At 64.6% G+C, this 13,426-nt stretch carries 14 protein-coding genes; 11 read left to right on the forward strand and 3 right to left on the reverse strand.

Annotation, left to right across the window (positions count from 1 at the left end; translation table 11 throughout):
* Position 1: 1 nt before the first annotated feature.
* Positions 2-202 carry a hypothetical protein gene (locus QMG25_RS11930; protein ID WP_283460456.1) on the reverse strand — a complete coding sequence of 67 codons (201 nt, stop codon included), beginning with the start codon at positions 200-202 and terminating at the stop codon, positions 2-4.
* A gap of 178 nt (positions 203-380) precedes the next feature.
* On the opposite strand from QMG25_RS11930, the gene QMG25_RS11935 reads away from it, so the two are divergent.
* The 9 genes from QMG25_RS11935 (at position 381) to QMG25_RS11975 (ending at position 11,142) form a co-directional block, all read left to right on the forward strand.
* Positions 381-1,388 carry an AAA family ATPase gene (locus QMG25_RS11935; protein WP_283460510.1) on the forward strand — a complete coding sequence of 336 codons (1,008 nt, stop codon included), beginning with the start codon at positions 381-383 and terminating at the stop codon, positions 1,386-1,388.
* A gap of 6 nt (positions 1,389-1,394) precedes the next feature.
* Positions 1,395-2,276 carry a DUF58 domain-containing protein gene (locus QMG25_RS11940; protein WP_283460457.1) on the forward strand — a complete coding sequence of 294 codons (882 nt, stop codon included), beginning with the start codon at positions 1,395-1,397 and terminating at the stop codon, positions 2,274-2,276.
* Entirely contained in the window at positions 2,266-2,790 is a 525-nt protein-coding gene (locus tag QMG25_RS11945) for a hypothetical protein (RefSeq protein WP_283460458.1), read from the forward strand. Before QMG25_RS11940 ends, QMG25_RS11945 begins: the two co-directional genes overlap by 11 nt.
* Positions 2,781-3,896 (forward strand): VWA domain-containing protein, encoded by a 1,116-nt coding sequence (locus tag QMG25_RS11950; protein WP_283460459.1) that lies wholly within the window; start codon positions 2,781-2,783, stop codon positions 3,894-3,896. The genes QMG25_RS11945 and QMG25_RS11950 overlap by 10 nt, the downstream gene beginning before the upstream one ends.
* Complete coding sequence (locus QMG25_RS11955; protein WP_283460460.1) at positions 3,893-4,969, forward strand: vWA domain-containing protein; 1,077 nt, start codon at positions 3,893-3,895, stop codon at positions 4,967-4,969. Before QMG25_RS11950 ends, QMG25_RS11955 begins: the two co-directional genes overlap by 4 nt.
* Complete coding sequence (locus QMG25_RS11960) at positions 4,966-5,808, forward strand: hypothetical protein (protein WP_283460461.1); 843 nt, start codon at positions 4,966-4,968, stop codon at positions 5,806-5,808. Before QMG25_RS11955 ends, QMG25_RS11960 begins: the two co-directional genes overlap by 4 nt.
* Positions 5,809-6,235: 427 nt before the next feature.
* Positions 6,236-7,204: a methylenetetrahydrofolate reductase gene (locus QMG25_RS11965; protein ID WP_283460462.1), complete on the forward strand. Its 969-nt coding sequence runs from the start codon at positions 6,236-6,238 to the stop codon at positions 7,202-7,204.
* A 72-nt stretch (positions 7,205-7,276) separates the two neighbouring features.
* A complete protein-coding gene (gene metE / locus QMG25_RS11970; RefSeq protein ID WP_283460463.1) occupies positions 7,277-9,592 on the forward strand; it encodes a 5-methyltetrahydropteroyltriglutamate--homocysteine S-methyltransferase in 2,316 nt (771 codons plus the stop codon).
* A 137-nt stretch (positions 9,593-9,729) separates the two neighbouring features.
* Positions 9,730-11,142: an aldehyde dehydrogenase family protein gene (locus tag QMG25_RS11975; RefSeq protein WP_283460464.1), complete on the forward strand. Its 1,413-nt coding sequence runs from the start codon at positions 9,730-9,732 to the stop codon at positions 11,140-11,142.
* Here QMG25_RS11975 and QMG25_RS11980 read toward each other — a convergent pair.
* Together QMG25_RS11980 and QMG25_RS11985 are read right to left on the reverse strand one after the other, a co-directional pair.
* Positions 11,139-12,071: a LysR family transcriptional regulator gene (locus QMG25_RS11980; RefSeq protein WP_283460465.1), complete on the reverse strand. Its 933-nt coding sequence runs from the start codon at positions 12,069-12,071 to the stop codon at positions 11,139-11,141. The two genes, QMG25_RS11975 and QMG25_RS11980, sit on opposite strands and share 4 nt — an antisense overlap.
* The gene (locus QMG25_RS11985) at positions 12,068-12,355 is read right to left on the reverse strand and encodes a hypothetical protein (protein WP_283460466.1); all 288 of its coding nucleotides are present in this window, start codon (positions 12,353-12,355) and stop codon (positions 12,068-12,070) included. Before QMG25_RS11985 ends, QMG25_RS11980 begins: the two co-directional genes overlap by 4 nt.
* A 201-nt stretch (positions 12,356-12,556) precedes the next feature.
* Between QMG25_RS11985 and nrdH the strand changes: the two genes are divergently transcribed.
* Both nrdH and nrdI read left to right on the forward strand, forming a co-directional pair.
* The gene (gene nrdH, locus QMG25_RS11990; protein ID WP_283460467.1) at positions 12,557-12,811 is read left to right on the forward strand and encodes a glutaredoxin-like protein NrdH; all 255 of its coding nucleotides are present in this window, start codon (positions 12,557-12,559) and stop codon (positions 12,809-12,811) included.
* A 125-nt stretch (positions 12,812-12,936) separates the two neighbouring features.
* Entirely contained in the window at positions 12,937-13,413 is a 477-nt protein-coding gene (gene nrdI / locus QMG25_RS11995) for a class Ib ribonucleoside-diphosphate reductase assembly flavoprotein NrdI (RefSeq protein ID WP_283460468.1), read from the forward strand.
* Positions 13,414-13,426: the final 13 nt, after the last annotated feature.

Here is a 13,426-nt window from a genome sequence, read left to right on the forward strand (position 1 = left end):
CTCAGTCGACCGCGCCTTCGCGGACCTCGCCGAAGGGAACGTCGGGATCCGTGCGTGCCTGGACTGTGTGGGAATTGATGACGACATGGACGCCGTGCTTTTTGTCGGCGACGGACTGCTTCAGGACCGGCAGGACGGTGGCGACGAAGTCATCGTCCCTGCCTGCGAGATACTCTGTATAGGCGGCTGGCAACTGGTTCATGTTCCACACTGTAGCCTTCACACGGCGCCACCAACAGGTGTGCGGCTCCTCCGACGGGTTCGCGGTGGCACCGACAGGTGTGCATGGGAAGTTCTGCCCATTGCGGCTTCGGCCGGGATTGGATGGGCTTGGCCCTAGGATTTAGTCAATAACTGTGCCCGGAGAAAGGCCCAAAACCGTGTTGTCCACCAGCATCCACCCCACCCTCGACCGTGCGGAGCTGGCCCATGCCCAGCAGCTTTCAGAGCGCATCGCCCACAGCTTTGAATACAAGGTGGTGGGGCAGGGGCGGTTGCGCGAGACGCTGCTGATCGCCTTGATGACGGGCGGGCACGTGCTTTTGGAATCGGTGCCCGGGCTGGCCAAGACCACGGCTGCCCAAACTTTGGCCGATTCCATCGATGCCCGCTTCCACCGCATCCAGTGCACTCCGGACCTGTTGCCCAGCGACATTGTGGGCACCCAAATTTACGACGCCTCCCAAGGCAGCTTCGTTACCCAGCTCGGCCCCGTTCATGCCAATATCGTGCTCCTGGACGAGATCAACCGCTCGAGCGCCAAAACACAGTCGGCCATGCTGGAGGCCATGCAGGAACGCCAAACCACTATTGGCGGGCAGGTGCATCCGCTGCCCTCGCCGTTCCTGGTCATGGCGACGCAAAACCCCATCGACCAAGTGGGCACCTATCAACTGCCCGAGGCGCAGATGGACAGGTTCATGCTCAAGGACGTCCTTGACTACCCCAGCCCGGCGGAGGAAGCCGAGGTGATTCGGCGCATGGATGCCGGCGTGTACCTGCCCGAAGCAACGCCGTCGGCCGTGGCCACGCTGGAGCAGGTGCGCACACTGCAGGCTACCGCGAAGAAGGTGTATCTGGACCCCTCCCTGGTGAACTACATTGTGGGCCTTGTGTACGTGACCCGGCACGCCGGAGCCTACATTGACCCTGCCCTGGGCGGCCTCATTGCATTCGGCGCCAGCCCCCGGGCCAGCATTGCCTTCACCCAGGCGGCACGCGCCTTGGCGCTGCTGCAGGGCCGCGACCATGTCATCCCCGAGGACGTCAAGGCCCTTGCCGAGCGGGTGCTGCGGCACAGGATCATCCTGGGCTTTGAAGCCGTGGCCGAAGACATCCGGGTGGAAAAAATCATTGCCGCCATTGTTGACTCCGTGCAGACACCCTAGGACCCCGTGGCAAGTTTGTTGACGGCGGTGCAGAAAAAGATGCACATCTTCGCCCACCGCAAGGCCAGGGGCCTGCTCGAGGGCGAATACGCTTCGATCTTTCGTGGCCGGGGCCTGGACTTTGAGGATCTGCGCGATTACGTCCCGGGGGACGAGGTGCGCGACATCGACTGGAAGGCCACGGCGCGAACGGGCAAGCCACTTGTCAAACGCTATGTTGCCACCCGCCGCCAGCAGTTGCTCTTCGTGGCCGACACCGGCCGGAACATGGCGGCGCTGGCCCAAGGCGGGGAGCTGAAAAAGGATCTGGCCGTCATGGCCATGGGAGTCCTGGGCGTGCTGGCAGTGGGCCACGGCGACTCGGTCTCGCTGGTCCACGGGGACGGGGACGGGACGGACGCGCTGCCTGCCGGAGGTACCGAACACCACGTGGAAATGCTGTTGCGCCGCATGGACGCAGCGGGCCTTGACCACGGACCCAGCGACCTCGCCGCCCAGCTGGAATATGTGGCCGCCCATTACCGGCAGCGCATGCTGCTGGTTATCATCGCCGACGGGGTGGCGGCGGATCAGCGCCTGGCAAAGGTGTTGCGTCGCCTGCGGGCACAGCACGAGATTCTATGGGTGGACATTGCCGACGCCGACCTGGCGGGGCCGGACGCAGTCCAAGGGACGGGCCTTGACGTGGCCGGGATGGAACCGGTCCTGCTGTTTCTGGCCCAAGATCCCGGGCTGGCCCGCAGTTATGCCGAGGCCATGGCCGAACGCGCCAGGGGCCTCTCGGAGCTGCTGGCCGCCCATGGCATTGCCACGGCATCCATCGCCTCCTCCAGCGAGGCCGTGGCGCGGATCTTTGCCCTGCTGGAAAGGCACCGCCGTGGCCGCTGAATTTTATGTCCCTGAGTTTTATGCCGCAGAGTTTCATGCCGCCGAGTTTCAGGCCGCTGATTTCTATGCCCCCATTGGATATTCGCCGTGGTGGCCGCTGGCCGGGGCTGCCCTGCTGCTGCTGTGCCTGGGCTGGTGCGCGTGGGTGTGGATTGCCACCCGCGCCGGAGCCGACGCTGCCGTGCCGGAGTTCACGGCACCGCGCAATTGTGATTCCGTCCGGCAAAGGTACTGGGCGCTGATTGCCGAGATTGAGCACAGGCACGACGGCGGCCGGCTGGACGGGCGGGCGGCGCACCTTGAGCTCAGCCTCGCCGTGCGCACTTTTGTGCACGAGATGACGGGGACGCGCGCCCAACGCATGACCCTTGCCCAACTGCGTGAACGCCAGCTCCCGCTGGTGGCGGACGCCGTGGAACGTTGGTACCCGGCGGAATTCTCCGCCGGTACCGGCTCGCCCACGGTGGCAGCTTCGGCACAGCAGGCTCGGGAGGTGGTGGGTCAATGGCGCTGAAGTATTGGTGGCTGCTGCCCCTGGGACTGGCTGTGCTGGCCGCCGCGGGAGCATGGTTGTGGCGGCGCCGGGACGCCGTCCAGGAGCATTCCCCGGTGGCGCACGCCGAGCGGCTGACGGAGCTGCCTGCCTACCGGCAGGCTGTGGCCGCCCACCGCAAACGGCTTGCTTGCACCTTGGCGGCGTTCGCCGTGCTGGCGGTGTCGTTGCTTGTCGCCGCGGCCCGGCCCGTCAGTGAAAGCAGCAGCATCCCCGAACAGCTCAACAGGGACATCATGCTGTGCCTTGACGTGTCGGGGTCCATGCTGGAGACCGACGAAGCGATTGTGGGCGTGTTTTCCCAACTCGTGGGCAATTTCAAGGGCGAACGGATCGGGATGACCATCTTTGACTCCAGCGCCGTCATGGTTTTTCCGCTCACTGACGACTACGAATTTGTGGAAGCGGAACTGGCCACAGCCACACAGGCGCTCAGCTCCGATGCCGGCACCTTCGACTATCTCGCCGGGACCTACGAAGCGGCCGGTTCCTCGCTCATCGGCGACGGTCTGGCCAACTGCGTCAATGGATTCCCTGCAGCAGGGAAGGCTGCAGGGGAAACGGAGCGGTCGCGTTCAATCATCTTCGCCACCGACAACATGCTGGCAGGACGGCCCTTGTTCACGCTGGAGCAGGCCACCGGACTGGCAAAAACCGCCAAGGCCCGCGTCTACGCATTCAACCCCAACGACTACGGCCCCACCGGTTCCGGCGCCAACGAATCCGGCTCCAGTGGATCGGACCCGGGCTCAGGCAGCCTAGGCTCCATCGCTTCGGACTCCGGAGGCTACGGCCCCAGCGGTTCCGGCGCGGTTCCGCTCTTTGGCGACGCTGCCGCAGGGCTGCAGAAGACGGCGGTGGCCACCGGCGGGGCCTACTACGCGCTGGAGTCGGAGGAGGCCGTTCCCTCCATTGTGGAGAAGGTGCAGGCCACCGAGGCTTCGCTGTTGTTGGGAGCCCCGCAAAAAACCGTCGTCGACCACCCGGGCGCTGCCCTGGGTGTAGCCGGTCTTGCGCTGCTGGGCCTGGCTCTGGTGGCTGCGGCGGCACGGAGGGGGCGGCCATGAGCTTCCTGCCCATTGTTTCACCTTGGTTCTTTTGGCCAGTAGCCGCACTGCTGCTGGCGGCCACCGGCTGGACGCTGCTGAAGAACCGCGGCACCGCCGGATGGCACGCCGGCTCGCAGAACACAAGGGCCGCGCGATGGCGTCTGGCGGCGCTTGTGGTCCTGGTGGTCCTGGCGGCTGCCCGGCCCGGCCTGGCCGGTGCCAGTGCACCCGTGGCCAGTAGCGATCTCAATGTGTTCTTTGTGGTTGATGTCTCGCCAAGCTCTGCGGCCGAGGACTATGACGGCGCGTCCCCGAGGTTGGCGGGGATGCAGGCGGACATCAACGCGCTGGCTGCCGAGCTGCCGGGGGCCCGGTTTTCGTTGATCAGCTTCGACAGCACCGCGAAGGTGCTGCTGCCGCTGACAACGGATGCGACGGCGCTGCGCACGCTGACCCAAGTGCTGGCCCCGGGCACCGCCTACACGTCCAAGGGCAGCAGCATCACGGCGGCCGGGCCGGTTCTGGGGGAGCGGCTGGCTGCAGCGCAGCAAAGCCACCCCGACCGGCCCAGGCTGGTGTTTTACTTGGGCGACGGTGAACAAACGGCGGCTGCGGCCCCCGAACCCTTCGCCGAAGGCACCGAATTAATCGACGGCGGTGCGGTGCTGGGCTACGGCACGGCAGCCGGCGGACACATGCGGGACCATTCCTTCAGCGCAGAGCATCCAGGACCTTATATCTTGGACAAGACCGCCAACTATGCCCCGGCCACCTCACGCATCGATGAAAAGGCCTTGGGATCGGTTGCCGGGCAGCTAGAGGTGCCGTATGTCCACAGGGGGAGCCCGGCGGATATTTCCGCGGCCCTCGCGGCCTCGGCGCCCAAGGGGTCGGCTGCGCCAGGGAACAACGAGCAGCAGGGTGCCGGGCGCTGGGAACTGTATTGGCTCTTTGCCTTGGCCGGCTTTGGCGTGGCCGCGTGGGAAGTCGTGCGGCTGGGCATCGCCCTGCGCAGGCTTCCCGGCGACAAACCTTCCGGCGGCAGGCTTCCGGGTGCTCGACGTCCCAGTGGAAGGAAGGATGCTCCATGAGCGGGAGATGGAACACGGAAAACACCGGTCCGGGCCGCGCGGTTCAACCTGAACCTGAACCGCAGCCGCAGCCGCAGTCGCAGCAACAGCACCCGCTGCAGCCGCAACCGGCGCTGGAAGTGGACCGGTTGGCGCGGTTGCACCGGCGCAGGACACTCCTGCTGCGCTCGGCGCCCGTGGTGTTGGCTGCGGTGCTCCTTGGCGTGAAGCTGCTCTCGCTGCCGGTCTCGGCCGGACAAGCCGCGGACTCCTATGGGGCATCCAACGCCGGAGGGACCCTCGGCGGTGCCCGCGCCATGGGCCTGCCCAACCTGGTGGAACGGTGGAAACCGCGCTTTGCACAAGGGGACGGCCACGTGCTGCAGGGCGACTTTGAGCAGGCCCGCGAACAATTTTCCCAGGCCCTGGAGCTTGTCCCGGCAGGGGAGTCCTGCAAGGTTCGGGTGAACCTTGTGCTCAGCCTGGAAAAGCTGGGTGAGGCACGGGAGAAGGCAGGGGACCCGACGTCGGCCATGGAATTGTTCGCCGAGGGCAGCGAAACCGTGGCACAGGCACCGCGCGACTGCTTTATGGCGAACAGCGGCAACAATCAGGACGGCGAAGGGAAGGCGCTGCGCGAAGCCGCTGAACGGCTGGAGGAAAAACAATCCGCAGGTCCGGGCGACGCAGCGCAAGGCCCGGACGGCGACGGTGAAACGCCCACGCCCCCACCGCCGGCCGGAAAAATGGAGCAGCTGGAGCAGACGGGGCAAAAGGCGCAGCAGGAACGCGGGCAGCGGCAAAAGCTGAAAGAACAGTTGGATGCGGACGACTCGCAGCCCTACCCCAAGCCCTGGTGACAGAAAAAGCCCTGGTGACAGGAAAAGCCCCGGGCGGCCTGCGTGGCAGCTGTGCGGCAATAACAACTGTGCGGCAATAATTCGGCGGCGACGACCATATTAGGCCCCGCGCCGAACGCAAATGCCGAAATATTGCGTAAAGTTGCGTCGTAATTCGGCTCCGGCTTGGTGCTGGCAAAAGTTTCCGGTTAGAGTGGTTGTTGAGTTTGTACCTCAATATGTGTCAGCGACCTTTGCACGCAAAGGTGTGGGTGCCCCCATGTGGGCCTGACATTTGCTGGTGGATGGCAGCTTCCCGACAACTGTGCTGTGCACAGTCGGCAGGGGTGCATCCGCCCGACCTTTTACGAAAATGCGGCAGTTCCTGCCTGCGGTGAGCTAGACACCCGCGCATGAATTGCCGGCCCATCCTCAAGGACCCAAGCAAATGTCTCCTCCGAGCCTCATCCAGGCGTCGGCGCCATCTTCACACAGCGCGCCGATCGCCCTTTCCTACGAACTTTTTCCGCCCCGCAACGAAGCTGCGGCACTCTCCCTGTGGAACACCATCCGCGAACTTGAAACGACCAATCCGGACTACGTCTCCGTCACCTACGGGGCCAGCGGAAGCAACCGGGACACGGCAGTTGAACTTCTCAACCGGCTGTTGACCGAAACCTCCCTGCTGCCGCTGGCGCACCTGACCTGCGTGGGCAACACGGCCGACGAACTGGCCGAGATCATCTCCGAACTTCTGGACCATGGTGTGCGCGGCATCCTGGCACTGCGCGGAGACATGCCCAAGGACGCCCCGGCGGAGCCGCGGGCAGGATCGCTGGCCTATGCCCAGGACTTGATTGAGCTGGTCCGTCGCGTGGAGCAGCGCCGTTCAGCGCTGCTGTGCGCCGGCAAGGTGGCCATTGGTGTGGCAGCCTACCCGGCACAGCACCCGGAATCACCGTCCATTGAGCACGACATCGAGGTGTTGCTGGCCAAGCAGCGTTCAGGCGCCGACTTTGCCATCACCCAGGTGTTCTTCCACGCCGACCAGTACAAGGACCTGGTCAACCGGGCACGGCGGGCCGGGGTGTCCATCCCCATCATTCCCGGGGTCATGCCCTTGACAAGCCTGCGCCGTGTCCAGCGCCTGGGCGACCTGACCGGCGTCGAGCCTTCGGCAAAACTGCTCGATGCCCTGGGCAGGGCCGAGGACGCTGCGGACAGCCGCCGCATCGGCGTTGAGGCGACGGTGGGCCTGGCCCGTGCCGCCCTGGACGCCGGTGCCCCTGGAATCCACTTGTACACCTTCAACGAACACGCAGCGGCGCTGGATGTCCTGGACAAGCTGCAATTGCTCAGACCGGGTCGGCCGCAGCTGGCCTCCCGGGCTGTACCGGAGCGCCTCGTCAGGGCCTGAACCACTGCCCGGCCCGCAATTTTTCCGCACAATCTTGAATTGTCTTTGCTTCACCATCACTAAGGAAATGCCATGTCAAACACACCTGTTTTCCCCGCCGCCTCACTCCTTGGCTACCCCCGCATTGGCCGTCGCCGCGAATTGAAGAAGGCCATTGAGTCCTTCTGGGCCGGCAAGATCGATGCGGCAGCATTGGAAACCGCTGCCCAGGACATCCAGTTGGGCACCGCCCGCCGCTTGGCCGAGCTGGGCCTGACCGAAGCTGCCGCCATCCCCGGCACGTTCTCGTACTACGACCAGGTCCTCGACGCGGCCACCCACATTGGGGCCGTGCCCGCCCGCTTTGGCGAGCTGCGCAACGCCGACGGCCAGCTGGACATCAACGCCTACTTCACCTTGGCCCGCGGCACCGCGGAGGCGCAGCCGCTGGAAATGACCAAGTGGTTCGACACCAACTACCACTACCTGGTGCCGGAAATCGGCCCGGAAACCGACTTTTCGCTGACCTCGAACCGCATCGTGGAGCAGTTCGAATACGCCCTCTCCAACGGCTTCGAAACCCGCCCCTACTTGGTGGGCCCGGTGACCTTCCTGCTGCTGAGCAAGGCTTCCGACGACGCCCCGGCCGGCTTCTCCCCGCTCTCGCGCCTGGAAGAGGTCCTGCCCGTCTACGCCGAACTGCTCACCCGTCTCGGTGCCGCCGGTGCCTCATGGGTCCAGCTGGATGAGCCGGCCCTCGTGGCCGACCAGGATGTTCCCGTGGCCGAGATCCAGGCCGCCGTGGCCCGCAGCTACGAGGTCCTCGCAGCGGCCGCCGGACGACCTGCCATCCTCGTCTCCACTCCCTTCGGCGCCCTCGCCGAACTGCTGCCGACCCTTGCAGCAGCCCCGATCGAGGCGCTGCACATCGACGCGTTCAAGGGCGCCGTGCCGTCCTCCGAAGAGTTGGCACTGCTGGCCGGGAAGACCGTTGTTGCAGGCGTTGTTGACGGCCACAACATCTGGCGCAACGACCTGGCCGAGTCGGTCAACCGCCTGGAAGTTCTCAAGGCAGCCGGGCTGACCGTGGCCGTGTCCACCTCCACCTCCACCCAGCACGTCCCGCACGACGTCACCGAGGAAACCCAGCTCTCAGCGGAACTGCGCAGCTGGTTGGCGTTCGCAGACCAGAAGGTCACCGAAGTGGTGACCCTCGCTGCGCACCTGGTGGACCCGGCGTCGTCCGCTGCCGCCGTCGCGGAAGCAACAGCCGTCATCGCCTCCCGCGCCGCTGCCGCCGGCGTCAAGCGCTCCGAGGTCAGGGCCCGCCTGGCCGCACTGACCCCGGCCGACTACAGCCGCTCCGCGTACTCGGTGCGCGAAGCCGCCCAGGAAAAGGCGCTGTCCCTGCCGCCGCTGCCGACCACCACGATCGGCTCCTTCCCGCAGACGAGCGAGATCCGCTCGGCCCGCGCCCGCGCCAACAAGGGTGCCATCACGGCCGGGGAATACTCGACGCTGATGAAGGAAGAGATCAAGCGCGTGGTGGACCTGCAGGAAGAACTCGACTTCGACGTGCTGGTGCACGGCGAGCCCGAGCGCAACGACATGGTCCAGTACTTTGCCGAGAACCTCGAAGGATTCGACGTCACGGTCCACGGCTGGGTCCAGTCGTATGGCAGCCGCTGCACCCGCCCGTCCATCCTCTGGGGCGACGTGACCCGCGAAAAGGCCATCACGGTCGAGTGGGCCGAATACGCACAGTCCCTGACCAACAAGCCCATGAAGGGCATGCTGACAGGTCCCGTCACGATCCTGGCCTGGAGCTTCGTCCGCGACGACCAGCCCCTCGGCGAGACCGCCAACCAGGTGGGCCTGGCCCTGCGCGACGAGATCGCAGACCTGGAAGCCGCCGGCATCAAGGTGATCCAGGTCGACGAGCCTGCGCTGCGCGAACTGCTGCCGCTGCGCCGCGCGGACCAAGCTTCCTACCTCGACTGGTCAGTGAACTCCTTCCGCCTCTCCACGGCAGGGGCAGCCGACGCCACCCAGATCCACACCCACCTGTGCTACTCCGAATTTGGTGTCATCATCGACGCCATTGACGGACTGGACGCGGACGTCACGTCCATCGAGGCCGCCCGTTCACGCATGGAGGTTGTCAACGACTTGGAAAACCACGGCTTCGGCCGCGGTGTTGGCCCCGGCGTGTATGACATCCACAGCCCCCGTGTCCCCGGCCAGGCCGAAGTCTCGGAGCTGCTCGGCACCGCCGTCAAGCACGTGCCGGCGCGCCAGCTCTGGGTCAACCCGGACTGCGGCCTGAAGACCCGCGGCTACGTGGAGACCGAAGAGTCGCTGCGCAACCTGGTCAAGGCCACCAAGGAAGTACGCGCACAGCTCGTGTAAGTTCCTGCCGGCGCGTGCAATGCCGCGCCACTGCCGAAGGCGTTTCCTGTTCCCCGCACGGGGGCAGGGAACGCCTTCGGCGTTTAAGCAGCCAGTTCGGTTGGCTGGCGGCTTGACGCGCGGACTAGATTGAACACATGAGTGCAGATGCAACGGTGGCAGCAGCCCGGACAGTTTTCGACAGCGGAATCACCAAGCCCCTTGCGTGGCGGCTGCAACAACTGGCGGCCATGAACCGCATGCTGTGCGAACAGCGGGACTACTTTGCCGATGCACTGGCGGAAGACCTGGGCAAGCACCCGGCAGAGTCATGGCTGACAGAGCTCGGCTTCCTGACCAGCGAGATCGCCCACACCATCAAGCACCTTGAAGGGTGGCTCAAGCCGCGCAAGGCCGCCGTCCCGTTGGCCCTCCTGCCGGCCAAGGCCTTCACAGTCCTGGAACCCCTGGGTGTGGTCCTTGTCATAGCCCCGTGGAACTACCCCCTCCAATTGCTGCTGGCCCCGGCCATCGGCGCGCTGGCGGCCGGCAACACCGTGGTGGCCAAGCCCAGCGAGCTGGCCCCGGCCAGTTCCACCGCCCTGGCCCGGTGGGTGCCTGAATATCTTGGCGGGGCTGTGAGCATTGTTGAAGGCGGGGTCCCGGAGACCACCGAGCTGCTGGACCAGCGCTTCGACCACATCTTTTACACCGGAAACTCACGTGTGGGGCGCATCGTCATGGCTGCAGCGGCAAAGCACCTGACACCTGTGACGCTTGAACTGGGCGGGAAGTCGCCCGTCTACATTGACGACACCGTGGACATGGCCGCCGCCGCACGCAGGATCGCCTGGGGCAAGTTCATGAATGCCGGGCAGACCTGCGTTGCCCCCGACTACGTGCTGGGGACCGGCCCGGCCCTGGCCGGGCTGGCTGCCGAACTGCCGAAAGCCATCATCGAACTCTACGGGACGGATCCGGCCCGGAGCCTGGACTACGGGCGCATGATCCACGACGCCGCCTTCGCCCGCGTTGCCGACATGGTGGCAGCGGACCTGGCCGAAGGCGCCGGATCGGTGCTGGTCAGCGGGGGCGGCTCGGATGCGGTGGCCCGGTACATTGAACCAACAGTGCTGCACGTGGATGCGCAGGCCCGGCTCATGGACAGTGAGATCTTCGGTCCCGTGCTGCCGCTTGTCACCGTGGACTCGTTGGAGGACGCCCTCGACTTCATCAACGAGCGGGACAAGCCGCTGTCCCTGTATGTCTTTAGCGAAGACAAGGCAGTACGCACGCAATTCACTGAACGGACGTCGTCGGGCGCGTTGAACTTCGGCGTCCCCGTGGCCCACCTGACCATCCCGGACCTGCCTTTTGGCGGTGTGGGGGAGAGCGGGATGGGCAGCTACCACGGGCGCCACTCCATCAAGACGTTCTCCCACCGAAAGGCCGTCCTGGAAAAGTCGTTGGCGCCTGACACCCTCGCCATGATCTACCCGCCGTACGGGGCAGTGAAGAAACAGCTCATCAAGCGCTTCGTGGCACCGGCCCGGCGCTTCCGCAAGGGCTAGGAGCGGGAGTCCACATAGCTGGTGCCCGTCATTTCCTGCAGAATGCCCGCCAGCTTGTCCACGAACACCTCCACCCGTGCTGTCCGGGCGTCGTTGATGAGCAGGGCAAAGATGTTCCTGGCCAACCGGATTTCCGGCACGTCCAGGACCACCACGTTGTCGGGTTTGTTGCGCAGCGCCAGCTCGGGGACCAGCGCCGCACCCAAACCCACGCTGGCCAGCTGCAGGCTCGCATTGAAGTCGTCGCTGTAGGCGACCACGCGCGGATGCAGGTTGCAGCTGGCAAAGAGCCGTTCGATGACCGAGGCGTCGCTGGTCCCGGGATGGTGCATGATCCACGGCATATCCGAAAGCTGCTCGGCCGCCATGACCGAGCCGGGACGGATGCCCCAGGATTGGGGAAGGACCACCCTGAAGTTGTCATCGCCTATCCATTGCCGGTTCAGGCTGTGCGGCCACGCCAGTCCGGACTGCCCCACCTGATACACGAGTGCCACATCAAGGGTCCCGTCGCTGCGCAGACCGCCAATGGTCTGTTGGGGCTCGCCCACGGAGATGTGCACCTTGATGCCCAGGGCGGGCCACTCCGGGCTGCGCAGCAGGCGCGGCAACACGTAGGTGGCCAGCGAGGGAAAGATGCCCAAGCGCAGTTCTTGGCCGCTCCCTTCCTCGGTCCTGGCACTGGCTGCCAGCAGCGCGTCGATGTCGGTGAGGACCTTGGCCGCATGCCTGGACATGACCAGCGCAGCATCGGTCGGCACCACGCTGCGCGCCGACCTGCGGAACAAGGCCACCCCGGCATCGCGCTCAAGGGCTGACATCTGCTGTGAAACGGCCGACGCCGTGTACCCCAGTGTGGTGGCGGCCGCGGCAAAGGACCCGCGGCGGACAACCTCGAGCAACGTCTGAAGATGGACGGGATTGATCACTGGTAACCTCTTCTCTGGGGTTCGGCCCACTCCATGCAAGCATAGGCGGCGCCGTCGGCTTCGGCGTGGCCTGTACTGTGGCCGGCAACATGGCCGGCAGCATGGCCGGCACTGTCTCCTGCGGCACGTGCGGCGAAGTAGTTCGACACGCCGCAGTTACCCGACACGCCGTTGAATTTTTTGTGATGAAGTACTCCACAAGCTGTGGACAGTGCAGATTTTTCGTTGAGTTCTAGCGCTTTTAAATCCCGTTGCCTGTGGACGGACGGTGTATAAAATGACATACTTGTAATACATCATGTAGGGGTCTACCTCCGGACTCTGCACTACATGTAGTATCTATTACAGAATTCAAGCGGTTCCAAGGAATTAGCTGGAACAGCTCGAAAAGCTGGCGAGACCGTGGCGAGAACCGTTGGTCCCACCGAGAGCGAGCAGGCCGTTATCGGCAGCCAAAGGTAGTTACAGACAAGGGGAACTTGATCATGACCGTCACGGTTTACACCAAACCAGCATGCGTGCAGTGCAATGCCACATACCGCGCGTTGGACAAGAAGGGCATTGCGTACCAGAGCGTGGACATCTCCACCGATCCGGCAGCCCTTGAGCATGTGCTCAGCCTGGGATACCAGCAGGCGCCCGTAGTGATCACCGACGCCGACCACTGGTCGGGTTTCCGTCCGGATAAAATTTCAGCATTGGCCGCAGTCCTCGAGGACGCAGCCACCAGCGTCGCATAGCCGCAGCAGTGCCCGGACCTCGGGTGCAACACCACCATTTCTCGTGCTCCGGCACACACGAGTGGGGCTGGCCGAAGGAATGGTTGGCCCCACCGCCGCAAGCAAGTAGTTGGAAAGCGTTTGTCATGTCAGCCATTGCAGCCGAAGCCGCTGTTGGTCGGATAGCCTCTCGAATAACCAGCAGCCCCTTGATTTACTTTTCATCAGCCTCCGACAACACCCACAGATTCGTTGTGAAACTCGGTGTTGACGCCGCCAGGATCCCGCTTCTCACCCGTGAGGACACCCTCTTGGCGCAAGAGCCCTTCGTCTTGCTCCTGCCAACCTATGGTGGGGAAACAAGGCGTGGGGCAGTGCCAAAGCAGGTCATCAAATTCCTGAACATACCCGAAAATCGACGTTTGATCCGTGGCGTCATTGGCGCCGGGAACACGAATTTCGGAGACACCTATTGCCTTGCCGGAGACATCGTCGCCGAGAAGTGCAATGTACAGCATCTATACCGTTTTGAACTGATGGGCACGTCTGAGGACGTGGACCGCGTTCGCGAAGGATTGGAAGAATTTTGGACACGATTGTCTCAGAACACGACTCAACAGTGAAGGCGTCCAAGGA

Origin of the sequence: Arthrobacter sp. H35-D1, from assembly GCF_030063185.1 — a bacterium.
GTDB lineage: Bacteria > Actinomycetota > Actinomycetes > Actinomycetales > Micrococcaceae > Specibacter.